General features: G+C 71.8%; 19 protein-coding genes. 8 read left to right on the top strand and 11 right to left on the bottom strand.

Features of this window, described 5'->3' with window-relative positions:
• The first annotated feature begins 93 nt into the window (after positions 1 to 93).
• Positions 94 to 1,155: an AI-2E family transporter gene (locus OG440_RS18060; protein ID WP_406007856.1), complete on the top strand. Its 1,062-nt coding sequence runs from the start codon at positions 94 to 96 to the stop codon at positions 1,153 to 1,155.
• Here OG440_RS18060 and OG440_RS18055 read toward each other — a convergent pair.
• Positions 1,110 to 3,278, bottom strand: coding sequence for a SpoIIE family protein phosphatase (locus tag OG440_RS18055; RefSeq protein ID WP_406007855.1), 2,169 nt, complete (start codon positions 3,276 to 3,278; stop codon positions 1,110 to 1,112). The genes OG440_RS18060 and OG440_RS18055 overlap by 46 nt on opposite strands.
• Before the next feature lie 143 nt (positions 3,279 to 3,421).
• On the opposite strand from OG440_RS18055, the gene aspS reads away from it, so the two are divergent.
• The 3 genes from aspS to OG440_RS18040 all read left to right on the top strand — a co-directional run bounded on the left by aspS (position 3,422) and on the right by OG440_RS18040 (position 7,018).
• On the top strand, positions 3,422 to 5,185 hold the full coding sequence (gene aspS / locus OG440_RS18050) for an aspartate--tRNA ligase (RefSeq protein WP_406007854.1): 1,764 nt from the start codon (positions 3,422 to 3,424) through the stop codon (positions 5,183 to 5,185).
• Between the two features lie 156 nt (positions 5,186 to 5,341).
• Positions 5,342 to 6,295, top strand: a complete 954-nt coding sequence (locus tag OG440_RS18045; RefSeq protein ID WP_406007853.1) for an intradiol ring-cleavage dioxygenase — start codon at positions 5,342 to 5,344, stop codon at positions 6,293 to 6,295.
• Between the two features lie 165 nt (positions 6,296 to 6,460).
• Positions 6,461 to 7,018: a hypothetical protein gene (locus OG440_RS18040; RefSeq protein ID WP_406007852.1), complete on the top strand. Its 558-nt coding sequence runs from the start codon at positions 6,461 to 6,463 to the stop codon at positions 7,016 to 7,018.
• Between the two features lie 147 nt (positions 7,019 to 7,165).
• On the opposite strand, the gene OG440_RS18035 is transcribed toward OG440_RS18040, so the two are convergent.
• The 5 genes from OG440_RS18035 to OG440_RS18015 all read right to left on the bottom strand — a co-directional run bounded on the left by OG440_RS18035 (position 7,166) and on the right by OG440_RS18015 (position 11,572).
• Positions 7,166 to 7,957 (bottom strand): ABC transporter permease, encoded by a 792-nt coding sequence (locus tag OG440_RS18035; protein WP_406007851.1) that lies wholly within the window; start codon positions 7,955 to 7,957, stop codon positions 7,166 to 7,168.
• Positions 7,954 to 9,009 (bottom strand): ATP-binding cassette domain-containing protein, encoded by a 1,056-nt coding sequence (locus tag OG440_RS18030; RefSeq protein ID WP_406007850.1) that lies wholly within the window; start codon positions 9,007 to 9,009, stop codon positions 7,954 to 7,956. Before OG440_RS18030 ends, OG440_RS18035 begins: the two co-directional genes overlap by 4 nt.
• 136 nt (positions 9,010 to 9,145) lie before the next feature.
• Positions 9,146 to 9,994 carry a DUF4097 family beta strand repeat-containing protein gene (locus OG440_RS18025; protein WP_406007849.1) on the bottom strand — a complete coding sequence of 283 codons (849 nt, stop codon included), beginning with the start codon at positions 9,992 to 9,994 and terminating at the stop codon, positions 9,146 to 9,148.
• A 128-nt stretch (positions 9,995 to 10,122) separates the two neighbouring features.
• Positions 10,123 to 10,635 carry a toxin-antitoxin system HicB family antitoxin gene (locus tag OG440_RS18020; RefSeq protein WP_406007848.1) on the bottom strand — a complete coding sequence of 171 codons (513 nt, stop codon included), beginning with the start codon at positions 10,633 to 10,635 and terminating at the stop codon, positions 10,123 to 10,125.
• Between the two features lie 259 nt (positions 10,636 to 10,894).
• Positions 10,895 to 11,572 (bottom strand): hypothetical protein, encoded by a 678-nt coding sequence (locus tag OG440_RS18015; RefSeq protein ID WP_406011384.1) that lies wholly within the window; start codon positions 11,570 to 11,572, stop codon positions 10,895 to 10,897.
• A gap of 198 nt (positions 11,573 to 11,770) precedes the next feature.
• Between OG440_RS18015 and OG440_RS18010 the strand changes: the two genes are divergently transcribed.
• From OG440_RS18010 to OG440_RS17995, 4 genes are all read left to right on the top strand, one after another.
• Positions 11,771 to 12,376 (top strand): DUF4956 domain-containing protein, encoded by a 606-nt coding sequence (locus tag OG440_RS18010; RefSeq protein WP_406007847.1) that lies wholly within the window; start codon positions 11,771 to 11,773, stop codon positions 12,374 to 12,376.
• Positions 12,373 to 13,251 (top strand): VTC domain-containing protein, encoded by an 879-nt coding sequence (locus OG440_RS18005; RefSeq protein WP_406007846.1) that lies wholly within the window; start codon positions 12,373 to 12,375, stop codon positions 13,249 to 13,251. Before OG440_RS18010 ends, OG440_RS18005 begins: the two co-directional genes overlap by 4 nt.
• Entirely contained in the window at positions 13,248 to 15,080 is a 1,833-nt protein-coding gene (locus tag OG440_RS18000; protein WP_406007845.1) for a carbohydrate-binding domain-containing protein, read from the top strand. The genes OG440_RS18005 and OG440_RS18000 overlap by 4 nt, the downstream gene beginning before the upstream one ends.
• A 136-nt stretch (positions 15,081 to 15,216) precedes the next feature.
• Positions 15,217 to 16,560, top strand: coding sequence for a polysaccharide lyase family 1 protein (locus OG440_RS17995; protein ID WP_406007844.1), 1,344 nt, complete (start codon positions 15,217 to 15,219; stop codon positions 16,558 to 16,560).
• A 74-nt stretch (positions 16,561 to 16,634) separates the two neighbouring features.
• On the opposite strand, the gene OG440_RS17990 is transcribed toward OG440_RS17995, so the two are convergent.
• The 5 genes from OG440_RS17990 to OG440_RS17970 all read right to left on the bottom strand — a co-directional run bounded on the left by OG440_RS17990 (position 16,635) and on the right by OG440_RS17970 (position 24,323).
• The gene (locus OG440_RS17990; RefSeq protein WP_406007843.1) at positions 16,635 to 17,126 is read right to left on the bottom strand and encodes a hypothetical protein; all 492 of its coding nucleotides are present in this window, start codon (positions 17,124 to 17,126) and stop codon (positions 16,635 to 16,637) included.
• A gap of 128 nt (positions 17,127 to 17,254) precedes the next feature.
• Positions 17,255 to 18,871 (bottom strand): methionine--tRNA ligase, encoded by a 1,617-nt coding sequence (metG, locus tag OG440_RS17985; protein ID WP_406007842.1) that lies wholly within the window; start codon positions 18,869 to 18,871, stop codon positions 17,255 to 17,257.
• Positions 18,872 to 18,960: 89 nt separating this feature from the next.
• Positions 18,961 to 20,817: a VWA domain-containing protein gene (locus OG440_RS17980; protein WP_406007841.1), complete on the bottom strand. Its 1,857-nt coding sequence runs from the start codon at positions 20,815 to 20,817 to the stop codon at positions 18,961 to 18,963.
• A 379-nt stretch (positions 20,818 to 21,196) separates the two neighbouring features.
• Positions 21,197 to 23,257: an FUSC family protein gene (locus tag OG440_RS17975; RefSeq protein WP_406007840.1), complete on the bottom strand. Its 2,061-nt coding sequence runs from the start codon at positions 23,255 to 23,257 to the stop codon at positions 21,197 to 21,199.
• Positions 23,258 to 23,369: 112 nt separating this feature from the next.
• Positions 23,370 to 24,323: an endonuclease/exonuclease/phosphatase family protein gene (locus OG440_RS17970; protein WP_406007839.1), complete on the bottom strand. Its 954-nt coding sequence runs from the start codon at positions 24,321 to 24,323 to the stop codon at positions 23,370 to 23,372.
• Between the last annotated feature and the right edge of the window lie 10 nt (positions 24,324 to 24,333).

The raw sequence follows: 24,333 nt of genomic DNA, 5'->3' as shown, positions 1-24,333 counted from the left end.
AGCGAATGTTCGAATCTGAGCCCGGGTCATGCCCCGTCACCCGGGCGGTCGTCCGGCCAGGACAACCCGGTGTCTCCGTGATCCGCTGGAGCCGTGCACCTGCTCCCCGTTCCCGCGCGCCGCTTCGCGGCCTGGTGCGCTGTCGTGCTGCTTGCGTCGGGCGTCGGGTACGTGGGGATCAGGCTCTGCTCGGAACTGCGTACCGCCGTCACGCCCGTGTTGCTCGCGTTGCTGGGGACCGCGCTGCTCAGGCCCCTGTACCGGCGGCTGGTGGAGGTGGGGGTGCCCCGGTCGGTGTCGGCGGGGCTGACGTGTGTCGCCGTCGTCGCGGTGGTCGGCGGGGCCGTGTACATCGTCGTCGCCGCGCTGATCGACAGCGGGGATCAGATCGTCGCCGCGCTCAGATCGGCGGCGCGGGGTGTGGCCGAGCACTTCGGCGCCGCCGGGACCTCGCTCGACGACCTCGCGTCCAACGCGAAGGAGCTGCTCACCAAGTTCGGGGGGACGGCCGCGTCCAATGTCATCAGCGGGGTGGGTGTCGTCGGCGAGAGCATCGCCATGGCCGTCCTCGCGCTGCTGCTCGTCTTCTTCTTTCTGCGTGACTCGCACCGGGCGATCGGCGCGCTGCGCTCCATCGCTCCCCGCGGTACCGGCGACACGCTGGAGGCCATGGCCCGGCGGGCCTTCCGGGCCGTGGAGGGGTTCATGCGGGGGACGACCTTCATCGCGTTCATCGACGCCGTGTGCATCACCGTCGGGCTGCTCGTCCTCGATGTGCCGGGGGCGGTGGGGCTGGGCGCGCTCGTCTTGGTCGGGGCGTACATCCCCTATCTCGGCGCTTTCCTCTCGGGGGCCGTCGCCGTGCTGGTCGCGCTCGCCGACCGGGGTTTCGTCATCGCGCTGTGGGCGCTCGGGGTGGTACTGGCGGTGCAGTTGCTGGAGGGGCATGTGCTGCAGCCGGTGATCCAGAGCCGGACCGTCCAGATGCACCCGGCGGTGGTCATGGTGGCCATCACGGCCGGGGCGTCCGTGGCCGGGATCCTGGGCATGCTGCTCGCCGTGCCCGTGACGGCCGCCGCCTTCGGGGTCCTGCACGAACTGCGGAGCCGTTACGGGGCCTCAGCCGAGGGCTCGGAGGGCTCGGAGGGCCTGTAAGCCTCGTAGGACTCGTGGAGCTCGAACCAGATGCTCTTGCCTTCACCGCGCGGCGCCACTCCCCAGGTGGCCGCGAGCAGTTCGATCAGGACCAGGCCGCGACCCGAGGAGGCCAGTTCGCCGGGGCGGCGCATGTGGGGGAGGTCGTCGCCGGCGTCGGTGACCTCGATGCGGAGCCGGCGTTCGCCGGGGGTGCCGGTGACCTCGGCGACGAGCAGGGCGTCCGCGTCGGTGTGGACGAGGACGTTCGTCAGCGTCTCGGAGACGAGCAGCACCGCCGAGTCGACCTGGTCCTCGCAGGTCCAGTCGTGCAGCAGCTCGCGCACCTGCTGCCGGGCCACGGCGATCCGTTCGGGCTCGGCCTGCGCCACCGTCAGCATCGAGCGGCGCACGGGCGTCCGGACCGGCGCGGGAGTGGCGCCGGGGCCGCAGCCGCCCTCGCCCTGACGGCACAGGAGCAGCACGGCGATGTCGTCCTCGCGGCGGTCCGCGAGGGGACCCGTGGTGTGGTGGGAGGACGGCCCGTGCACCGCCTGGACCAGGGCGTCGGCCAGTTCCTCCAGATCGCCCTCGTGTGCTTCCAGGATCTTGCGGACGCGCCGCCAACCGGTGTCGAGGTCGTGGCCGCCGGTCTCCAGCAGGCCGTCGGTGCACAGCATCAGCGCCTCGCCGGGTTCCAGGACGAGACGGGTGGTGGGGTAGTCGGCGTCGGGGTCGATGCCCAGGGGCAGGCCACCGGCGGTGGCGCGGACCAGCACGGTGCCGTCCGACATCCGGATCGCGGGGTCCAGATGCCCGGCCCGGGCGGTCTCCAGGACGCCGGTCACCGGGTCGACCTCCAGGTACAGGCAGGTGGCGAAGCGCGGGTCGGCCTTGGAGGTGCCGTCCGGGTCCGTGAGGCCGTGGAAGAAGCCGGAGGCGCGGGAGAGGACGGCGTCGGGACGGTGGCCCTCGGCCGCGTACGCCCGTACCGCTATGCGCAGCTGGCCCATGAGCCCCGCGGCGCGCACGTCGTGACCCTGGACGTCGCCGATGACCAGGGCGAAACGGCCCCTGGGCAGCGGGATCATGTCGTACCAGTCGCCGCCGACCTGGAGGCCGCCGCCGGTCGGTATGTAGCGGGCGGCGAGGGTCATGCCCGGTATCTCGGGGCCGAGGGTGGGGAGCATGGAGCGCTGGAGCCCCTCGGTCAGCTCGCGCTGGGTCTCCGCCGCGCCGGCACGGGTGAGGGCCTGGGCGAGCATGCGCGCGACCGTCGTCAGCACGGACCGCTCGTCCGGGGTGAACGCCACCGGGTACGCGAAGCCGGCCATCCAGGCGCCCATCGTGCGGCCGGCCACCGTCAGCGGCAGGAACGCCCACGAGTGCCGGCCGAAGTTCGCGGCCAGCGGCCAGGTGAGCGGGTAGCGCTCCTTGTACTGCTCGGGGGAGGACAGGTACACGGCCCGTCCGGTGCGCACGACCTCGGCGGCCGGATAGTCCGTATGGATGGACATCTGGGTGAAGGGATCCTCGTCGCCGGACTGGTGTCCGTGATGGCCGATGATCGTCAGCCGTTCGCCCTCCACGCCGAAGACGGCGAGTCCGTCCGGTGAGAAGCCCGGCATGGACAGGGCCGCCGCCACCCTCAGCACCTCCTCGGTGGACCGCGCCTCCGCGAGGGCCCGGCCGGCGTCCAGCAGGAAGGCCTCGCGCGAGCGGCGCCAGTCACCGGTGACGGCGGTCCGCCCGGCGGGGGTGCCCGGCGTCGGCTCGGTCACCTCCTGGAGAGTGCCGATCAGCTCGTACGCCTTCTTCACCGGGTCGAAGGACGGCTTGGAGCGGCTGCGGACGACCCGGACGACCCGCCCCCGGTTGTCCATGATCCGGATGCGCACCTCGGCGAGGGTGCCCTCGGCGACGGCGAGCTGGATCACCCCGGTGATCTCGTTCCAGTCGACGGGGTGCAGGCGCGCCCGGGTCTGGGCCTCGGTGAGGACCGCCTCCTTCGGGGGCAGCCCGAGCAGCCGGGCGGCCTCGGCGTCGACCGTGACCAGCCCGGTGGCGGTGTCCCAGTGCCACAGGCCGGTCGCGAGGGAGGCGAGGACCTCCCCCACGGCGGGCAACGGCTCGCCAGTGCGCATTGCCCCACTTTAGGAAGATGAGAGGGAGAAGTGCCACTGATCGCCGCACCGGTATTGCGGGGAGGTGATCAGTGGCTGCCCGGTACCCTGGGGGTTGTTTCACGTGAAACATGCCCCCGACCGCGAAGACTGGATGAACGACGATGCATCGGTACAGGTCCCACACCTGCGGCGAGCTCCGCGCCTCTGACGTCGGCACCGACGTCCGGCTGAGCGGCTGGCTGCACAATCGGCGCGACCTGGGCGGCATCCTCTTCATCGATCTGCGTGACCACTACGGCATCACGCAGCTCGTCGCCCGGCCGGGCACGCCCGCGTACGAGGCCCTCGACCGCACGACCAAGGAGTCGACGGTCCGCATCGACGGCAAGGTCGTCTCGCGCGGCACGGAGAACGTCAACGCGGATCTGCCGACCGGCGAGGTCGAGGTCGAGGTCGGCGAGGTCGAGCTGCTCGGCGCCGCCCAGCCGCTGCCCTTCACGATCAACGCCGAGGACGGGGTCAACGAGGAGCGGCGCCTCGAGTACCGCTTCCTGGACCTGCGCCGTGAGCGCATGCACCGCAACATCATGCTGCGGACGTCGGTCATCTCGGCGATGCGGCACAAGATGACGGCGCTGGGCTTCAATGAGATGGCGACGCCGATCCTGTCCGCGACCTCCCCCGAGGGCGCCCGTGACTTCGTCGTCCCGTCCCGTCTGCACGCGGGCCGGTTCTACGCCCTGCCGCAGGCCCCGCAGCAGTTCAAGCAGCTGCTGATGATCTCGGGCTTCGACCGCTACTTCCAGATCGCCCCCTGCTTCCGTGACGAGGACGCGCGCGCGGACCGTTCGCCGGGCGAGTTCTACCAGCTCGACGTCGAGATGAGCTTCGTCGAGCAGGAGGACGTCTTCCAGCCGATCGAGAAGCTCATGACGGAGCTGTTCGAGGAGTTCGGCGGCGGCCGTCATGTCACCTCGCCCTTCCCGCGCATCCCGTTCCGCGAGTCGATGCTGAAGTACGGCTCCGACAAGCCGGACCTGCGGGCGCAGCTGGAACTCGTCGACATCACCGACGTCTTCGAGGGCTCGGAGTTCAAGGCCTTCGCGGGCAAGCACGTCCGCGCGCTGCCGGTGCCGGACGTCGCCACGCAGTCCCGCAAGTTCTTCGACCAGCTCGGCGACTTCGCGGTGACGCTGGGCGCGAAGGGTCTGGCCTGGGTGCGGGTGGCCGAGGACGGCTCGCTGACCGGCCCGATCGCGAAGTTCCTGACCGAGGAGAACGTCGCCGAGCTGACCAAGCGCCTGTCGCTGGCCGCCGGTCACGCGGTGTTCTTCGGCGCGGGCGAGTTCGACGAGGTCTCGAAGATCATGGGCGCGGTGCGGGTCGAGGCCGCCAAGCGTGCCGGGCACTTCGAGGAGAACGTCTTCCGCTTCTGCTGGATCGTCGACTTCCCGATGTACGAGAAGGACGAGGAGACCGGCAAGATCGACTTCTCGCACAACCCGTTCTCGATGCCGCAGGGCGGTCTGGAGGCCCTGGAGAACCAGGACCCGCTGGACATCCTGGGCTGGCAGTACGACATCGTCTGCAACGGCGTCGAGCTGTCCTCCGGTGCGATCCGGAACCACGAGCCGGAGATCATGCTCAAGGCGTTCGAGATCGCGGGCTACGACCGCGACACCGTCGAGGACAAGTTCGCCGGCATGCTGCGCGCGTTCCGCTTCGGCGCCCCGCCGCACGGCGGCATCGCCCCGGGCGTCGACCGCATCGTCATGCTGCTGGCCGATGAGCCGAACATCCGCGAGACCATCGCCTTCCCGCTCAACGGCAACGCCCAGGACCTGATGATGGGCGCGCCGACGGAGCTGGAGGAGGCGCGGCTGAGGGAGCTGCACCTGTCGGTGCGCAAGCCGCAGCCGAAGTAGCGGAAGTCGGCTGACGTCGGCGGAAGCGGCGAAGCAGGCGGTACGCACGACAGTGGCCCGGAACCGACGTCGGTTCCGGGCCACTCTCGTTTTCCCCGGGAACTGACAGCCCTTCCCTATGCTGCTGACAGGGTTCGTCCCTAGCCTCCCGGCCTCATGACGGGAACTCAGGAACCACACAGCGCACAGGACTTATCGCGTCGGAGAGTCGTGGCCGTGGCCGCGGGCGGCATCGCGGCGGCGGGTCTGGGCGGCACCGCCTTCGCGGCGAGCGCCGCCGACGGGTCCGGCGGACCGGCTCCGACCGGCGCCGGCGCCGACGGTGAGGTCTGCTACCGGCTGACCTCGGAGGCGGTCGAGGGCCCCTACTACATCGACGCGGACAAGATCCGCAGGGACGTCACGGAGGACCGGGAGGGCATCCCGCTCCTCCTCGGCCTGAAGGTGATCGACTCGGAGACGTGCCGACCGGTCCGGAACGCGGCCGTCGACATCTGGCACTGTGATGCGGCGGGGGTGTACTCGGGCTACGAGAACCAGGGCAACGGCGGTGGCGGCGGCCCCGCTCCCACCGGCGAACCCCCCACCGGCGAACCCCCGACGGGTGCGCCCACCGGGGCGCCTCCGGGCGGCGGCCACCAGGAGCCCACGGACGACAGCCGCTACCTGCGCGGCACCTGGCGAACGGACCGGCACGGGCAGGTGACCTTCCGGACGGTCTTCCCGGGCTGGTACCGGGGCCGGTGTGTCCACATCCACGTCAAGGTGCACGTGGACGGCACGTGGACGGACGCCGGTTACGAGGGCGGCCACACCTGTCACACCGGCCAGTTCTTCTTCGACGAGGAGGCCGTGCTCGCCTCGGCGGTGGTGGAGCCGTACGCGAGCAACCCCGCGGAGCGCACCACCCTCACCGAGGACACGATCTACGACCAGAGCGGCACCCAGGGCGGTCTGCTGAAGCTGCGCTACGACAAGCGGGACATCGACAGGGGCGTCCACGCGTCGATCACGGTCGGCGTCGACCCGGACGCGACGGAGGACGGCCAGGGCTCACCGCCGCAGCCGAGTGCGTCCGCGTCGGCCTCGCCCTCGGCCTCCGACAGCTGACGGATCTCTCCCGGCCACGCCCCCCGACCTGCGCGTCGGGGGGCGCGATCCGCTCCTGGAAACCTCACCGGAGGCGCACAGGGACCCCGAGGGGGAAGCACAGCGGCGCGTCGTCTCATGGCAGTACGCCGGCACGGGCCGACGGGGCAAGGGAGGAAGCCAGCCATGGGATCCACGGGGTTCATGATCACGCTGTCGGCGCTGCTGATCGTCGGCGCGGCGGCGGGGGTGGTGGCCCAGCGCCGCGCGAGTCGTACCCGACGTCCGGCCGGGCGGTCCGGGAGATCCGGGCGGTCCGGTGCATCGGGTCCGTCCGGGCTTTCCGACCTGGATGCGGAGGCCGAGGCCAACCACTGGCTGATCCGGCTGGGCGGTGGCCTCGTCCCGCCGGACGCGCGTTCCTGGGCGGGGGCGGAGGAGACGGCGGGCCGGGCGCTGACCAGCGCGGCCGAGTGCCATCGCGCGGCGCGGGAGCGGCTGACCGGGGCCCGTACGGCCGGGGAGTACGAGGAGGTCACGCGGGTGGCGAAGCAAGGGCTGGAGCATCTTCGGGCGGCCCGCGCGGCACTGGGACAACCGGCCCCGGCCCCGACTTTGTCTCCGGCTCCGGCCTCGGCTCTGGCTTCGGCCTCGGCTCCGACCTGGGGCGCAGGGACGCCCGATGTCCCCCGTGCCGCCCGTGTCCCGGCGGTCGGCGGGACCTGCGCGGTCACGTCTCGCTAGGCGGCTCCCGCCGTGGCCGCCTCGGCGTTCTCCCTCGGCGCCGACGCGCGAACGGCCGCGGGGCGGCGTGCGCCGACGGGGTGTCGGGGTACGCCGCCTCGGGGTGGGCGGGTGGTGGGGGGTGTTCCGCGTTGTGGTCATGGTGGTCTATCGGGGTTCGCGGTCGAACAGGGTGGTGGACCAGCGGTAGCCGAGGGTGGTGAGGGCCAGGCACCAGGCGAGGGTGAGCCAGCCGTTGTGGCCGATGCTGGTGCCGAGCAGGAGTCCGCGCAGGGTTTCGATGGCGGGGGTGAAGGGCTGGTATTGGGCGATGGGCTGGAACCAGCCGGGCATGGCGTCGACGGGGACGAAGGCGCTGGAGATGAGGGGGAGGAAGATCAGCGGCATGGCGTTGTTGCTCGCGGCCTCGGCGTTGGGGCTGGACAGGCCCATGCCGACGGCGATCCAGGTCAGGGCGAGGGCGAACAGGGTGAGCAGGCCGAGGGCGGCGAGCCATTCCAGGGCGGTGGCGTCGGTGGAGCGGAAGCCGATGGCGACGGCGACGGCGCCGACGAGGAGGACGCTTGTGACGCATTGCAGGACGCCGCCGACGACGTGGCCGATCAGGACGGAGCCGCGGTGGATGGCCAGGGTGCGGAAGCGGGCGATGATCCCTTCGGTCATGTCCATGGAGACGGAGACGGCGGTGCCGATGGTGGTGGAGCCGATGGTCATCAGCAGCAGGCCCGGTACGAGGTAGGCGATGTACTGGGAGCGGTCCGCGCCGGCGCCGGTGATGCCGGCGCTCATCGCGCCGCCGAAGACGTAGACGAAGAGCAGGAGCAGCATGACCGGGGTGAGGAGCAGGTTCAGGGTGAGGGAGGGGTAGCGCCGGGCGTGCAGGAGGTTGCGGCGCAGCATGGTGCGGGAGTCGCGCAGGGCGAGGGGGAGGGAGCTCATCGGACGGTCTCCTTGCCGGGGACGGGGGTGGTGGCGCCGGGGTCGGTTCCGGGGTTGGTTCCGGGGTTGGGGTTGGGGTTGGGGTCGGTGGTGGTGAGGGCGAAGAAGACGTCGTCGAGGTCGGGGGTGTGCACGGTGAGTTCGTCGGCTTCGATGCCGGCGGTGTCGAGCCGGTCGAGGAGGGTGCGCAGGGTGCGCTGGCTGCCGTCGCCGGGGACCTGCAGGGTGAGGGTCTCGTCGTCGCGGGTGGCGTGCGGGAGGGCGGTGGCGGCGCGCTGGTGGGCGGCCGGGTCGCTGAAGCGGAGCCGGACGTGTCCGCCGGGCACGAGCCGTTTCAGTTCCCCGGCGCTGCCCTGGGCGGCGATGGTGCCGTGGTGCAGGACCGCGATGCGGTCGGCGAGTTCGTCGGCTTCCTGCAGATACTGGGTGGTGAGGAAGACGGTGACGCCGTCGGCGACCAGTTCGCGGATGATGCCCCACATGGTGTGCCGTGAGCGCGGGTCGAGGCCGGTGGTGGGCTCGTCGAGGAAGATGATCCGCGGGCTGCCGACCAGCGTCATGGCGATGTCCAGGCGGCGTTTCATGCCGCCGGAGTAGGTGGAGGCGGGCTTCTTCGCCGCCTCCACCAGGTCGAATCGCTCCAGCAGCGCGGCACTGACCCGCCGCCCCTGCGCCCTGGACAGGTGGTGCAGGTCCGCCATGAGGAGCATGTTCTCCTCACCGGTGATCAGCCCGTCCACCGCCGAGAACTGACCCGTCACACCGATCGCGGCACGCACCGCCTGCGGATCGGCGGCGAGATCGTGACCGGCGACCTGGGCCTGCCCGCCGTCGGCGGCGATGAGCGTGGAGAGGATCTTGACGACGGTGGTCTTGCCGGCGCCGTTCGGCCCGAGCAGCGCGAACACGGATCCGGCCGGGATGCGCAGGTCGATGCCGTCGAGCACGAGCTTGTCGCCGTAGGACTTGCGCAGGCCGAGGGCGGAGACGGCGACAGGGGACGGACGACGGCCATCGGTCTGACTGGACGTGGGCATGACAGAAGAAGGCATGGAGCCCTCCGTTTCGAAGGCTGAAGTGGCGGGGGACGGGCCGGACGGGTGCGGGCCGGACGGGTACGGGCCGGACGGGTACGGGCCGGGGGGATGGGCCGCGTGGAGGAGCCGGGCCGGATGGCCGGGGCGGTGCTCAGGCCTTGGCGCGACGGATGTGGATGTTGCCGAACCGGGTGCGGGCGCGGATCTTGACCGTCTCCTCGGTCTTCTCCGGGGACTCGGACGCGGTGAGCGTGTTGCGCACCTGGCCGGAGTCGGAGCTGACGTCGAGCCAGGCGGCGGTGCCCTCGCGGATGGCGACGTCGATGGCGCCGTAGGAGGTCTCCAACTGGACGGTGCCGCGCACCACTTCGCCCACCCGCACGGTGCCGTGGGCGGTGGTGGCGGTGACCGAGTCCTCGGCACGCGTGACGTCGATGTCGCCGTTGGCGCCGCTCACGCGCAGTTCGCCGGTCACGGCGCCGACGGTGGTGCTGCCGTGCGAGTTCTTCAGGACGGCGGGGCCGTCGACGAAGCCGATGCGCATGCTGCCGGAGCTGGCGGTGATCTCGGCCGAGCCCTCGACGCGGTCCACCGTGATCGTGCCGTGCGACGCGGTCAGTTCCAGCGGGCCCGTGGTGTCGAGACGGACGTCGCCGGACGAGTTCTTGACCCGGACCTCGCCGAGCCTGCCCTCGCCGATCACCTGGGTCCAGGCGCCGGTCGTGTCGATCCGCGAGCCGGTCGGCAGGTCGACCGTCACGTCGACGGTGCCGGTACGGCCGAGGCCGAACAGCGTGGGCTTGGGTGTCCTGATGGTCAGAACGCCGCTCGCGTACGTGACCTCGGTCTGGGCGGCTGCCCGGGTGTCCAGGTCCTTCTCCGGGTCGCGGGGCCGCACCTCGACGACGGTGTCGGCGCGGTCGCCGGCGGTGAACTGGAGGGATCCGGCGTCCACTCGCGCGGTGACCGAGATCGCTTCGGGGGTGTCGAAAGAAGGCATGACTGTCCCGTCCTCTTGGGTCTACAGGGCGTCCCCGCTGGTGGGACGTGGTGTGGGTGAAGTGGTGCGGGTGCGGGTGGTGCGAGAGGTGGTGCGGGTGCAGGGGTGTCGGCGGCGGTGCGGTGCGGTCAGCGCACCCAGCCCGTGAAGCTCTGTCCGAGGGCCTGGGTCTTCTCCGTGCGCGGTGGCCTGGTGCCGCCCTCGACCGCGGCGGACACGGCGCGCACCAGCCACGCGTTGACCGACAGGCCCTCGCGGGTCGCCGCCTCCTCGGCGCGGGCCTTGAGGTGGGCCGGCAGCCGCAGGTTGACGCGGGCGGTGCCGCCCTCGTCGCCGTCGGCCGGTGCCTTGAGCGGTTCGGTGGGCGCGACCGGCTCCGCCGTGGCGCCGTCGTCGTGCGGCGGGAGGGTCACCACGAAGTGGGGGTCGAGCCCGCGCAGCCGTACGTCGACCGAGCCGGGGGCGAGATCGCGGGTGATCTCGTCCATCGCGGCGGAAAGCACATGGAGCATGGTCAGCCGGGTCGCCGACTCCAGCGGAGCGGTGAGCCTCTCCGCCAGTTCACGGGCTTCGTCACCGCCGGCCTCGGCGGCCACCGCGAGTTCGCGGCGGAGGGTGTCGACATACGGGGTGAGGTCCATGACGCCATCATGGCACCACAATGGCGCCACACGCAAGCCATGTGGTGGCATTCTGCGGCTTCCCCTCCAGGAGAACGCTCTGACCTGCGGAGATGGCATGGCGCCTGGCGATGCGACTGTGGCGTCATGGGTGCTCGTCGCGCCGCGATGGCACCGGAATGGCACCCCATGGCATCACCTGGCACCTGGGTGGCGCACGATGGCGCCCGAGGGGGTCCCCATGGCGCCGGGTGGCGTCGGCGGCTGGGGCATCGTCCCGTCACTCGTCCGGGGAGGCCCCCTCCTCCAGCAGCCGTTCCGCGATGTCCGTCGACCAGCTCTGGGCCCATGCCCGCAGGTCCGTGAGCTGGTCGACGGTGAGGCCGTACGCCGTGAACGCCGAGTCCGGGTAGTGGTCCGTGCCCGTCAGCCGGGTCTGGAGGGTGGGCAGGTCGAAGTCGTCCCGGGCGTGACGGCGGGCCAGCTCCTCCAGGTCCGGGTGGGTGAAGCGGGCCGATGCCGCCCTCGCGTCGATCAGGTCGACGGCCAGACCGCGGTCGTAGAGCGCCCTCACCTTCGTGCCCACCGCGTCCGGGAGAGAGAGCGCCGGACCGTACGGGGTCGGGACGGGCGGACTCCAGAAGGTTTCCTTGTGCAGGGCCAACCGGAGGACCGTGTCCGAGGTGCGGTCCAGCACGGCCAGGTGCGCGGACAGCGGGTCCGTGTCCTGGACCGTCGCCTCGTGGGCGCCCCGGGAGGTGAGCGCCGCGCCCAGCGCCTCGGCGAGCCGGGGCATCGGCTCCGCACTCTCCGTCGCCAAGTCCACGTTCGCGTGCGGGCGTTGGAGCAGCTCGTGCGCTTGGAGCGCGTAGCCGCCGGCCAGGGCCCAGGGGGCGCCGGGAGCGGCCGGGTCGAAGACCTCGGCGAGGAGCCGGAGGTGGGGTTCGAGAAGGTCCACCGAGTAGTCGTACCAGGTGCGGTGACCGTCGCGGGGTGCGGCGGGACGGGGGTCGGCCGGGTGAGGGCGACCGAGGCGGCGTCCGTCGTGCGAGCGGCCGTCCATGTTCATGACTGTCTCTGTTTTTCCCCCGTACTTCTCAAAGTCGCTTAAGGAATCTCCAAGGGGCGGCACAGGGAGTGAACTCATCGTCATGTCATGAGCACCCAACCGGTCCTGGTGGCCACGGACCTCGTCGCCGTCTCCGTGCTGGCCTTCGCCGTCTACTTTCCCCGCCATCACCGCCGGGAACTGATCACGGCGTTCCTCGGCATGAACGTCGGCGTCCTCGCCGTGGCGATGACGCTGAGTTCGTCCTCGGTGGGGATCGGGCTGGGGATGGGCCTGTTCGGGGTGCTGTCGATCATCCGGCTCCGGTCCTACGAGATCGCGCAGCACGAGATCGCCTACTACTTCTCGGCGCTCGCGATCGGGCTGCTGAACGGCATTCCCGAAGAGACGTCGGTGCTGCCGGTCTCTCTCACGGCGCTGATCGTCGCCACGCTGTACGTCGCCGACCACCCGCGCCTCTTCGCCCGGCACCGCACGCGCGGCCTGCGCCTCGACACCGCGTACATCGACGAGGACGCCCTGCGCGCCCACCTCGAGGAACTGCTCGGCGGGCGGGTCGTGAACCTGTCCGTCAAGAGCATCGACCTCGTCAACGACATCACCCAGGTCGAGGTCCGGTACGTGGTGCCGGGCAGGGCGACGGCCACACCGGCGGTCCCCGATCCCGTACGGCGGCCGGAGGTGCGGGCGTGACCGCGCTCGACTCCCTCGGCGTGGCCGTCGGCGCCCTGCGACCCGTGGGGCTCGCCGAACTCGTCTCCCGCGCCGAGCTGTTGACGCGCGTCGACCGCAAGTACGTCCTGCCGCCCGCCGACCTGCCCTTCGTGCTCGGCGGCCTCGACACCGGCGCGCGGGTCCTGGAGATCGACGGGGCACGGGACTTCGGCTACCGGTCCCTGTACTTCGACACCCCGCGTCTCGACGCCTACCTGGGCGCGGTCCGCGGCCGCCGGCGCCGGTTCAAGGTGCGGATCCGCAGCTATCTCGACTCCGGGACCGACTTCCTGGAGGTCAAGACGCGAGGCCCGCGCGGCACGACCGTCAAGCACCGCATCCCCTACGAGGACGGGCCCCAAGACCTCCGGGACCTCGGGGGCCTCCGGCTGGACGCGCGCTGCCGTGCCTACGTCGACACGGTTCTCGCCGGAGCGGGCATCGACTCCCGGGGCTTCGGCTTCCGGCCCACGCTGACGACGACGTACCGGCGCACGACGCTGCTCCTGCCCGACGACGGCAGCAGGCTGACCGTCGACACCGGCCTGGTCTGGCGTCTGCCCGACGGCAGCGAGAACAGCGAGAACAGCAAGAACACCGGGAACAGCGAGACCAGCGTGAGCAGCGACGGCAGCCGGGCGCTGGCCGTTCCCGGCCGGGCCGTCGTCGAGACGAAGTCCGGGCGGGCCGGTTCCGGCGCCGACCGACTGCTGTGGTCGCTCGGGCACCGGCCCTGCACGGTCTCCAAGTACGGCACCGGGCTCGCCGCCCTGCGTCCCGAACTGCCCGCCCACCGCTGGCTGCCGGTCCTGCGGCGCCACTTCCCCACCGCACTCGACGGGAGCCTCGCATGAGCAGAAGAACGGCACGGCCGCTGCGGCACCGGGCGGCGGCGGCGCTCGCCTGCGCCGCCCTCGTCTCCGCCACGCTGTCCGGATGCTCCTCGGACTCGTCCGACGAGGCCGACAGCGGTTCCGCCGCGTCGGCCTCGACCTCGCCCGGCGTCGAGGTCGACGGCACGCAGACCGCCGCCGCCGTCCTCGCCGCCGACCGGAAGGCCCACGACGCCGACACCGGCGAGGACGTCTCCGACGCCGTGACCATCGCGCTCGACGGCGACTCGGCCACCGTCGACGGCGAGGGGGCCGAGGCCGACGGGTCCACGGTGACCATCACCGCCGCCGGCACCTACCGGATCGGCGGCACGCTCTCCGACGGACAGATCGTCGTCGACGCCCCCGACGCGACCGTGAAACTGATACTCGACGGTGCGAAGGTCTCCAGCTCCAAGGGTGCCGCGATCGCCGCCACCGCGGTCGACGCCCTCGTCGTCGTCCTCGCCGGGGGCAGCTCCAACACCCTCTCCGACGCCGACTCCTACGCCGACGACGCCGAGGTGAACGCGGCCCTGTTCAGCGCCGGTGACCTGACCGTCGGCGGGACCGGCTCCCTCACCGTGCGCGGCAACGGCGACGACGGCATCACGAGCAAGGACGGCCTGGTCATCGCCTCCGGCACGGTGACCGTGACGGCAGCCGACGACGCCGTCCGCGGCAAGGACTACCTGGTCGTGCGGGACGGAGAGCTCACCGTCACGGCCGGCGGCGACGGCCTCGAGGCCGACAACGGGGACGACGCGGACGCGGGCTATGTGTCGGTCGCGGGCGGGACGACCCACGTCACCGCCAAGGGGGACGGGATCGACGCGGCGACCGACCTGGTGGTCACGGGCGGCCGGCTGACCGTCTCCAGCGGCGGCGGCAGCGGGAACGAGCCCGACGACGACACCTCCGCCAAGGGACTGAAGGCCGGGGTCATCATCGTGCCGGCGGGCGGAACGGTCTCGGTCGACGCCGCCGACGACGCCGTGCACAGCGACGGCGCCGTCCACTTCGCCGGGGCCACCGTGTCGGCCGCGAGCGGCGACGACGGCGTGCACGCGGAGGGCGACCTGGTCGTGGACGAGGGCACGCTGAAGGTGACGAAGGCGTCCGAGGGGCTGGAGGGCTTCGACATCGCCGTGAAGGGCGGCTCGGTCTCGATCGTCTCCGGCGACGACGGCATCAACGCGTCCGGCGGCAGCGGGAGTTCGGCGCAGCAGGGCGGCGGCCCGGGCGGCGGTGGCGGCGAGAGTGCCGGCGCGTACAAGCTGACCGTCTCCGGCGGCACCCTGCTCGTCGACTCCGAGGGCGACGGCCTCGACTCCAACGGCACCGCCGAGATCACCGGCGGCACGGTCGTCGTCAACGGCCCCCAGCAGGGCGGCAACGGCGCCCTCGACGTCAACGGGACCTTCACCGTCAGCGGCGGCACGCTGCTCGCCGCCGGCAGTTCGGGCATGGCCGTCGCCCCCGCCGAGGACTCCCCGCAGGGCTGGCTGTCGGCGACCCTCGACTCCTCCGTCCCGGCGGGCACGACCCTGCACGTGGTCGACGCCGCCGGGAAGGTGGTGGCCACGTACGTCACGTCCAAGCAGATCCAGAACGTCGTCTACTCGTCGTCCGCGATCCAGTCCGGGAAGGAGTACCGCGTCTACTCCGGCGGCACCGCGTCGGCCGGCGGCACGGGCGGCCTGACGGCGAAGCCGGGCACCCTCGGCTCGGCACGGCAGGTCGGGACGGCGAGGGCCGGGGAGGCACCGGCGGGCGGCGGCTTCGGCGGGGGTGGCGGCCGGCGCGGCTGACCACGGGCGTGCCACCGGGCCGGACGGGGGAGGGCGTGAAGGCGCGAAAAAAAAAGATCTCGGCGGGCGGCAACTCTTCACACGGCGGCGACCACTGACAGGACGTACGTCCGCTCCTCCCCCGTAAGGATCCCCCGTGGCAGCTCCCTCCCACCGCCGGTCCCTCCGCTCGCGCCGCGCCCTCGTCGTCTCCGCCGCCGCCGTGGCCGCGGCTGTCGGCGCGGGTGTCGTCGTGATGAACGCGAACGCCGGGACCGTCGACCTGTACCACCAGACGCTCGCCGCCAAGGACGGCTGGGCCTCCTCGGGCACGGGCACCACCGGTGGTACGAAGGCCGACGCCGCGCACACCTTCACCGTCTCCACCCGCGCGCAGCTGGTGAAGGCGCTGGGTTCCGCCACCGACACCACCCCCCGGATCATCAAGATCAAGGGCACGATCGACGCCAACACCGACGACGCGGGCAAGAAGCTGACCTGCGCCTCCTACGCGTCGGGCACGGGCTACTCGCTCTCCGCCTACCTGAAGGCGTACGACCCCTCCTCCTACGGCACGTCGAAGCTGCCCTCCGGCACCCAGGAGAAGGCCCGCGCCGCCGCCCAGGCCAAGCAGGCGAAGAACATCGTCTTCAAGGTGCCCGCCAACACCAGTGTCGTCGGGGTGCCGGGCACCGACGCGGGGATCTCCGGCGGCATGCTCCAGATCCAGAACGTGGACAACGTCGTCGTCCGCAACCTGACCTTCGCCGCCACCGAGGACTGCTTCCCGCAGTGGGACCCGACCGACGGCGACGACGGCAACTGGAACTCCAACTACGACTCCGTCACCCTGCGCGGCGCGACCCACGTGTGGGCCGACCACAACACGTTCACCGACGCGCCCCACCTCGACAGCGCCAACCCGAAGTACTACGGGCGCGAGTACCAGATCCACGACGGCGCCCTGGACATCACCAAGAGCTCGGACCTGGTGACCGTCTCGCGCAACCAGTTCACCAATCACGACAAGACGATGCTGATCGGCAGCAGCGACAGCGAGCCCAGCGGCAAGCTGCGCGTCTCGATCCACCACAACATCTGGAAGGGCATCGTCCAGCGCGCCCCGCTGGCCCGGGTCGGCCAGGTGCACATCTACGACAACCTCTACGACGTCACGACCCTCAACGGCTACGCGACGCAGTACAGCATCAACTCCCGCGCCAAGGCCCAGGTCGTCGCCGAGAACAACTACTGGAAGGTCCCGGCCGGCGGCAAGGTCGCCAAGCTTCTCAGCGGCGACGGAACCGGCGCGGTCAAGGGCTCCGGCAACCTCGTCAACGGCACGGTCACCGACGTCGTCGCCGCGTACAACGCAGCCGCGTCGAAGAAGCTGAAGACGACCGTCAACTGGACCCCGACCCTGACGGCGGGCCTGGAGACGTCCGCGAAGAACCTGCCCACCACCCTCGCGACGACCACCGGCGCGAGCGTCCTGAAGTAACACCCAGACTCGCGAGGGCCGGGTGACCACGAGCCCCCGGCCCTCGCGACCTCCCCCGGCGGCGCCCCGGCCCGTCAGGTGTCGTACGTGCCGTCCCACGGCTCGGCGAAGGCCAGGCGGTCCGGGTAGAGCTCCGCCCAGGTCTCGGGGACGCCGTCCTCGTCCTTGTCCTCACGGATCACCAGGCCGAACAGCACGCCCTCGTAGGTGAGTCGGAAGGGACGGATGGAGATGTCCGTGTAGGAGCGGCGGGGCAGGCTGCGCAGGAGGGTGGCCAGGCGGACGCGGGCCCGGGTGAGGACCGAGTCGTCGCCGTACGGGTCGCGCTGCTGCTCCGCCCAGGTGCCGGCACACCAGATGTCCGAGTCGCGGTAGGTGCCGTCCGCGTCGAAGGTGTGCAGCACGGTGTAGAGGCGTTTGTGCTCTTCCCAGCCGTCGTCGAGACGGAACCCTTCGGGGAAGGCGTAGGTGACCGACGCGAGGAACTGGCCGTCCGCGTACCGCCCGATGGACTCGGTGCGGTGCTTCGGCTCGTAGGCGACCGGGATGACGTTGGGGACTGCCATGGCGGAAACCATACGGCTTGGCGGGAAGGCGCCGGAGCCGGGGGAACCTCCGCGGCCCTTCCTCTGCATCTTCCGACCAGGGGCCCGGAGGAGTGTGTCCCCGGACCCCCTGGTCGGTGGTCGACGCGCTACGCGGTCGGCTTCTCCTCCAGGCGCGGGAAGAGGACCGCTCCCTTGGTGACCGTCGTACCGGCCGGGAGCGTGCCCCAGGTGCCGGCCTCCTGGACCCGCTGGTCCGCGAGAGCACCCAGGACCGCCTCGGCGCCCAGCGAGTCCCAGAGCTTCTGGGAGGTGTCCGGCATGACGGGGTTCAGCAGGACGGCGACGGCGCGCAGGGACTCCGCGGCGGTGTAGAGGATGGTCGCGAGACGGGCCCGGCCCTCGGCCGAGTCGTCCTTCGCGACCTTCCACGGCTCCTGCTCCGTGATGTAGCCGTTGACCTGCTTGACGAAGTCGAACACGGCCAGGATGCCGCCCTGGAAGTCCAGCTCCTCGCCGATCTTCCGGTCCGCCACCGCGACCGCCTTCGCCAGGCCGTCGTGCAGCGCCTTCTCGGCCTCGCTGTCGGCGGCGGCCGCGGGCAGGACGCCGTCGAAGTACTTGCCGACCATCGCGGCCACGCGGGAGGCGAGGTTGCCGTAGTCGTTCGCCAGCTCGCTCGTGTAGCGGGCGGAGAAGTCCTCCCACGAGAACGAGCCGTCCTGGCCGAAGGCGATGGCGCGCAGGAAGTACCAGCGGTACGCGTCCACGCCGAAGTGCGAGGTCAGGTCCTGCGGCTTGATGCCGGTCAGGTTCGACTTCGACATCTTCTCGCCGCCGACCATCAGCCAGCCGTTCGCGGCGATCTTCCCGGGCAGCGGGAGGCCCTGCGCCATCAGCATCGCGGGCCAGATCACCGCGTGGAAGCGGAGGATGTCCTTGCCGACCAGGTGGACGTCGGCCGGGAAGGTCTCTTCGAACTTCTGCTGGTTCTCGTTGTAACCGACCGCCGTGGCGTAGTTCAGCAGCGCGTCGACCCACACGTAGATCACGTGCTTCTGGTCCCACGGGATCGGGATGCCCCAGTCGAAGGTGGAGCGCGAGATGGAAAGGTCCTGCAGACCCTGCCGGACGAAGTTCACGACCTCGTTGCGCGCGGACTCGGGCTGGATGAAGCCCGGATTCGCCTCGTAGAGGGCGAGGAGCTTGTCGCCGTACTCGCTCAGCTTGAAGAAGTAGTTCTCCTCGCTGAGGATCTCCACGGGCTTCTTGTGGATGGGGCACAGCTTCTGACCTGCGAAGTCACCCTCGCCGTCGAGCAGCTCGCCGGGGAGCTTGTACTCCTCGCAGCCGACGCAGTACGGGCCCTCGTAGCCGCCCTTGTAGATCTCGCCCTTGTCGTACAGGTCCTGCACGAACTCCTGGACGCGGTCGGTGTGCCGCTGCTGCGTGGTGCGGATGAAGTCGTCGTTCGCGATCTCCAGGTGCTCCCACAGGGGGCGCCAGGCCTCGTCGACGAGCTTGTCGGCCCACTGCTGCGGGCTGACGCCGTTCGCCTCCGCGGTGCGCATGATCTTCTGACCGTGCTCGTCCGTGCCGGTGAGGTACCACACCTTCTCGCCACGCTGGCGGTGCCAGCGGGTGAGCACGTCGCCTGCGACGGTCGTATAGGCGTGGCCCAGGTGAGGAGCGTCGTTGACGTAGTAAATGGGGGTGGAGACGTAGAACGCCTTGCCACCCTGCTTCTCGGTTCCAGTGGCCGCCATGCCCGAAATCCTACTGGGCCCGCGAAGATCCACTCACATGCGTTTCGGGGGGTGGACGTGTCGCTCCACCCCCCGAAGGGTCACAGGGCCTACGGGCGCCAGGTGGCGAGTACGCCTTCGTAGAGCTCGGCGTCCGTCAGCTCGCGCGGGGCCGGGCCCGCGTGGAAGAAGGACGTGTTCGGGGTCTTCAGCTTGCGCAGGTAGTCGAAGGCCTTGTTGTCGTGCTCGCCGAAGGCGACGAACGAGAAGAAGACGCCGGAGTGGGTCTTCGCCGCGTCGGTGAGGGACTGGGTGGCCGGGGTCTTCGCGTCCGGGGCGCCGTCCGTCTGGAAGACCACCAGCGCGGGGGTGTCCGCGGCTTCCTTCTCGTGGTGGGTGAGGACCGCTTCGACCGCCGCGTGGTAGCTGGTACGGCCCATGCGGCCGAGCCCTGCGTGCAGGTCGTCGATCTTGTTCTCGTGGTCGGTGAGGGTCAGCTCGCCGGTGCCGTCCACTTCCGTGGAGAAGAAGACGACGTGGACCTTGGCCTCGGGGTCGAGATGCGCGGCGAGGGCCAGGGTCTGCTCGGCGAGGGCCTGCGCGGAGCCGTCCTTGTAGTACGGGCGCATGCTCGCGGAGCGGTCCAGCACGAGGTAGAGCTTCGCTCGGGTGCCGGTGAGGTGGGTTGCCTCCAGGGCGGTGGCGGCCGCGGCGTAGGCCGTGGCGAGGCCGGCGGGGAGGTCCGGGGCGGGGTGGGTCCCGGCGGCGACCGGCTCGGCTTCGGCCTTGGCGGCGACGGGCGCGGGCTTGGCCTCCGGCTCGGCTTCGGCCTTGGCGGCGACCGGCTCGGGCTTGGCCTCCGGCTCGGCTTCCGCCTTGGCGGCGACCGGCGCGGGCTTGGCCTCCGGCTCGGCCTCGGCCTTGGCGGCGACCGGCTTGGCCTTGGCCATGGCGGTGACCGGCTTGGTCTTGGCGGCGGCCGGCTTGGCCTTGGTCTTCGCGGGGACCGGCTCGGGCTTGGTCTCGTCCTCGGCTTCGCCTTCGGCCGAGCCGTTCCCACCCGCACCACCCTTCGTCGCCGGCGGGGCAGCGATCTCGGGCTCGGCGTGGGCCTTCGCCGCAGGCTCGGCGGCCTTGGGCTTCTCGGCCTTCGCCGCAGGCTCTGCGGCCTCTGGCTCGTCGGCGACAGCGGTCGGCGCAGCGGCCTCGGTCTTGTCCTCGGCGGCCTTGGGCTTCTCGGCCTTCGCCGCAGGCTCTGCGGCCTCCGGCTCGTCGGCGACAGCGGTCGTCTCCGGCTCCGGCGCGGCCGTGGGCTCGTCTGCCGTTTCCGGTGCGGGCTCCTCCGCCACCGGCTGGTTCTCCGGCTGATCCGCCGCAGGCTCCGTGGCGGCCGTCGTCGGCGTCGGCTCCTCGGCTTCCGCGACCACCGTCGGCTTGTCCACGTCGGCCTCGGCCTGGGGTGCTGCCTCGGCCTCTGCGGCTTCCGCCGCCTCTGCGGCCTCTGCGGCTTCCGCAGCCTCCCTCGTCGGCTCCACGTCCGCCCTGGTCTCGGCGGCCTCGGCCTCCAGGGCCTTGGCGGCCCTCGCGGGCGGCTCGGGTGTCTCCGCCGTCGCCGCGGGGAGGTCTTCGGTCGACTGGGTCGGCTTGGGGACCGAGACGTTGTCGAAGGCTGCCGAGACGAGGTCGTGCTCGTCCTGGGATGCCGGGCGGGGTTCCGGGACCTGGGCCGTGGGGGTGGCCTTCGGGGTGGCCTTCGGGGTGGGTTCGGGGGAGGGGGACGGGACCGTCGGTTCGGGCGCCGGGGTCGGCGCGGCCGTCGACGTGGGGGTAGCCCCGGTCGACTCCTGGTCCCGCTCCTCGGAGGCGGTCTGTTCCTGCGAAGGAACCTGTTCCGCACCCTCTGCCTCGGCGGCCCGCTCTTTGCGTGACCGTCCGAACGCGTTCCGCAGGAGAGTGAGAATGCCCATGTGCGCAACCCTTCGCGTGAGTTGAAGCCCGTCAATCCCTGGCCAGGACGGACACGTAAGGTTAGCGGCCCGGGATGGTGATCTTGGGCAGGGGTGAGTGTAAGGAATCCGGGTGTGTCAATACCGCCTCGGCACCCCCTCCGCGCAAGTCCAACACCCCTTTGGGTACCGGGGCTTCACTCTCCGTACATCGCGCGGCAGCGCCTCCGCACATACGTGCCCCTGACGTCACGGTCACGTCACGGGCATGCAAGGGGGGAGCAAAGGTGCTCAAGCTTCTGCCGCTGATCGTCGAGCTCGATCCGTACGACCCGGCCTCCAGGATCGTCCGCCCGGCGGTCGTGGGCGTGTGGCGCAAGGACGGCGAGGACATCGGCGTCTAGGCGCCGGACCCGGCGCCCCCGCCCCCGCCTCGGCCCCCGCCTCGGCCTTCGCTCCCGGCTCGGCCTTCGCTCCCGCTGCCGCCGAGGAGCTCCGGCGGCGGGTCCTGGTCGGCCGCGTGCGGTGAGGCGATCGCCCTCGCCGCCGCGACCTCCTGGCGCAGTGGCTCCAGGATGCTGCCGGGCGGTCCGGTCAGGTCGGTGCGGACGGGGTACAGCACGTCCGTGTCGCGCAGCCCCTCGGCCAGTTCCCTCAGCTGCATCGCCACATGGGCGACCTCCCGCCCGGACGGCGGCCCGGCTCCGTGCTTCACCCGGACCCGGGCCGCCGTCGTCGCGTCCACGATGCGTTCCACCGCGACGACCAGCGGCCACCAGGCCGCGGCCCGCCGTCCGGTCGGCGGGGGCTCGGTCAGGGCGCGCTGGAACTCCGTACGGATGACGGACAGGTCACGGTAGAGACGACGGCGCTTGCGGGCGCGCTCGGCGGGGTCGACGTCCGGGCCGAAGGCCGCGTCGACGTAACGGGCGGTGTCCGCGACGGCGTCCGCCAGCCGGTCGCCGACCCTGGTGTGCCAGCTCTCCGGCCACAGCAGGTAGCCCGCCACGAGCGCGATGCCGCAGCCGATCAGCGAGTCCACCAGGCGGGGGAGCAGCAGTGCCGTGCCCTGGTGGTTGAGGATGTCCGACAGCAGCAGGATCACCGGGGTGATCGCCGCCGTCTGGTAGCCGTACCCGCGGGGCGTCAGGGCCGGGATCAGCGAGGCCAGCAGCAGCATGGCCGGTACGTCCCAGTAGCCGCGCGGCACCTGGGACAGCACGGCGGCCGCGACCACCAGCCCGGCCACCGTGCCCAGCGCGCGCAGCAGCGCCCGCGAGAACACCGAGCCGAAGTCGGGCTTCATCACGAAGGTGATGGTCAGGGCCACCCAGTACGAGCGCGGCACCGGCACGATCGAGACCAGCACCTGGGCGAGACCGATGCACAGGGCGAGCCGCAGGCCGTAGCGCCAGGACGCGGCGGACAGGGCGACGTCACGGGTCGCGCGGGCGGCCCGTACCCGCAGGGCGGCCGGACGGCCGAGCCGGTCGTCGATGCCCCGGGGGTCGACGTCGGGGGCGGCCACCACCTCGGCGGCGTGCCGCAGGGCGTGGTCGACGGCGCGCGCGGTCTCCGAGTCGGGGTCGGGCAGCCGGAGCCCGATCGGTCCGGTGAAGCCGGTCTCCACGGCCCGCGCGAGGTGGAGCACGGCCCCCGGGACCTCCGCCGGGAGCGGGCGGCCGGCCAGATGGGCCGCGGGGGCCGCCTCCACCACCGGCGTGATGGCGTTCAACTCGGCCACCAGGCGGGTCAGTTCGGGGCTTCGGCCGTGCTGTCCCGTGCGTCGGGCGAGGACCAGGTCGTAGGACTGGTTGAGGGACTGGGTGACGGTGTGCCGGGCGTCCTCGTACGCGCCGGGGACCTCGCTGCCGCAGGCGGCCAGCAGATCGGCGACCGCGCGGTAGGCGGCGGCGACCGCCGTGCGCTCCGGCACCCCGGAGCGCAGCGGCCAGGCCAGCAGGGCGAGCAGGAGCACGAGCAGCCCGCCGCCGGTCATCAGCAGCGGTGCCAGCCACCACTCCCCCGGCATCGACAGTCCGGCCCCCACCACGGAGTTGAGCAGGAGCAGCAGCCCGGACACGGACGCCACGGCCCCGATCGTCGAGATCATCCCGGAGACCAGTGCCACGCCGGTGACGGCGGCCACCGCGTACCACCCGTGTCCGTACACGGCGGACCCCAGGGTGACGCCCACCGCTCCGAAGAGCTGCGGGATCGCGATGTTCATGATCCGCATGCGGTAGGCGTCGGCGGTGTCGCCGATGACGCCGGACAGGGCGCCCATGGAGGCGAGCGCGCCGTACGCGGGCTGTCCGGCGGCGAGGCCGATCAGCAGCGGCAGCGTCATGGCGAGCGCGGCGCGGGCGACGGCGGGCCGGTTGACGGCGGACTGCTGGGAGCGCAGGTTCCGGACCAGCCAGTCGGGAGGGGTGAGGCCGATGGGGAACGCGCGGGACATGCGCCCATTATGGGCACCCCGCCCCGGCGGCCGGCCCTCGGCCACGAGCATCCCGCCCGGGCGGCCGGCCCTCGGCCACGAGCATCCCGCCCCGGCGCCCGGCTCTCGGCTGTCAGTCCTGGTGGAGGGTGACGTCCACGACCAGCGCGCGGTGGTCGGTGCCGTCGAGGTGGAGGAAGCGGGCGTCGCTCGCGGAGAAGTCCCGGGACACGAGCACATGGTCGATCTGCGCGCCGAAGGCGGGCGCGGTGCGGCTGGGCCAGCTCGGCTCGCGGTCCTCGCCGGCGAGCCGGGCCGCGTCGCGCAGCCCGGTGCCGAGGATGCGGCGGAAGGCGGCGTGGTCCTGGGAGGCGTTGAAGTCCCCGGCGAGGACGAGCGGCCCGTCGTCGTGCCGGGCGGCGAAGTCCCGCAGCCGCCCCAGCTCGCGTTTCCACAGGGACACCTGGCGGGGCAGCGGGGGCTTGGGGTGCGCGAGCTGGAGCCGTACGGCCTGCCCGTGGACGTCGGCCACCGCGCCGGGCATGCCCATGCTGCCGGGCACGCCCGCGGCGGCCGTCAGCGGGAACCGGCTGAGGACGACGGACCCGACGGAGCCCTCACCCGCGACGGCCCTGCGGTACGGATAGCGGGTCCCGAGCTCCTCGGCCACCGCCGCCTGGCAGGTGTACTCGCACTCCTCCACGAACACGATGTCCGGCCGCTCGCGCCGCACGACCGGGATCAGGGCCTCGGTCGCCCACCCGAACTCCACGTTCGACGTCAGTACCCGCAGCCGCGCGAGCACCGGCCCGTCCGGCTGCACGCCCGTTCCGTGCGGCTCGGCGAACCGGGCGAGCAGTCCGAGCACGACCGCTCCCCAGATCAGTCCGCTCGGCCACCGGGCGAGCAGCGAGAGGGCGATGGCCGCCGCGGTGGGCACGGCCAGCCACGGCAGGAAGGCGAGTAGTTGGGGTACGGGGGTCACGGCGTCGATGTCGGCGACCCGGCAGCCGACGACCACGCTCACCCCGGCCAGCGACAGCCCGGCACACCAGGCGCCGAGGAGCCGTCCGCGCTTCGACCTCATCCCGCCGAAG

The sequence above is a fragment of the Streptomyces sp. NBC_00637 genome (genome assembly GCF_045161545.1).
Classification (GTDB): Bacteria; Actinomycetota; Actinomycetes; order Streptomycetales; family Streptomycetaceae; genus Streptomyces.
The sequence above is the reverse complement of the archived record's forward strand: the minus strand, read 5'-3'. Positions and strand labels throughout refer to the sequence as shown.

What these genes read in the sequence shown, in the direction of transcription:
- OG440_RS18025 (WP_406007849.1), bottom strand. Translation starts at nt 9,994, where the DNA reads ATGCCTTCTTTCGACACCCCCGAAGCGATCTCGGTCACCGCGCGAGTG.
- metG (WP_406007842.1), bottom strand. Translation starts at nt 18,871, where the DNA reads ATGGCGGCCACTGGAACCGAGAAGCAGGGTGGCAAGGCGTTCTACGTC.
- OG440_RS18045 (WP_406007853.1), top strand. Translation starts at nt 5,342, where the DNA reads ATGACGGGAACTCAGGAACCACACAGCGCACAGGACTTATCGCGTCGG.
- OG440_RS17975 (WP_406007840.1), bottom strand. Translation starts at nt 23,257, where the DNA reads ATGTCCCGCGCGTTCCCCATCGGCCTCACCCCTCCCGACTGGCTGGTC.
- OG440_RS18000 (WP_406007845.1), top strand. Translation starts at nt 13,248, where the DNA reads ATGAGCAGAAGAACGGCACGGCCGCTGCGGCACCGGGCGGCGGCGGCG.
- OG440_RS18010 (WP_406007847.1), top strand. Translation starts at nt 11,771, where the DNA reads ATGAGCACCCAACCGGTCCTGGTGGCCACGGACCTCGTCGCCGTCTCC.
- aspS (WP_406007854.1), top strand. Translation starts at nt 3,422, where the DNA reads ATGCATCGGTACAGGTCCCACACCTGCGGCGAGCTCCGCGCCTCTGAC.
- OG440_RS18055 (WP_406007855.1), bottom strand. Translation starts at nt 3,278, where the DNA reads ATGCGCACTGGCGAGCCGTTGCCCGCCGTGGGGGAGGTCCTCGCCTCC.
- OG440_RS18030 (WP_406007850.1), bottom strand. Translation starts at nt 9,009, where the DNA reads ATGCCTTCTTCTGTCATGCCCACGTCCAGTCAGACCGATGGCCGTCGT.
- OG440_RS18035 (WP_406007851.1), bottom strand. Translation starts at nt 7,957, where the DNA reads ATGAGCTCCCTCCCCCTCGCCCTGCGCGACTCCCGCACCATGCTGCGC.
- OG440_RS18040 (WP_406007852.1), top strand. Translation starts at nt 6,461, where the DNA reads ATGGGATCCACGGGGTTCATGATCACGCTGTCGGCGCTGCTGATCGTC.
- OG440_RS17990 (WP_406007843.1), bottom strand. Translation starts at nt 17,126, where the DNA reads ATGGCAGTCCCCAACGTCATCCCGGTCGCCTACGAGCCGAAGCACCGC.
- OG440_RS18020 (WP_406007848.1), bottom strand. Translation starts at nt 10,635, where the DNA reads ATGGACCTCACCCCGTATGTCGACACCCTCCGCCGCGAACTCGCGGTG.
- OG440_RS17970 (WP_406007839.1), bottom strand. Translation starts at nt 24,323, where the DNA reads ATGAGGTCGAAGCGCGGACGGCTCCTCGGCGCCTGGTGTGCCGGGCTG.
- OG440_RS17980 (WP_406007841.1), bottom strand. Translation starts at nt 20,817, where the DNA reads ATGGGCATTCTCACTCTCCTGCGGAACGCGTTCGGACGGTCACGCAAA.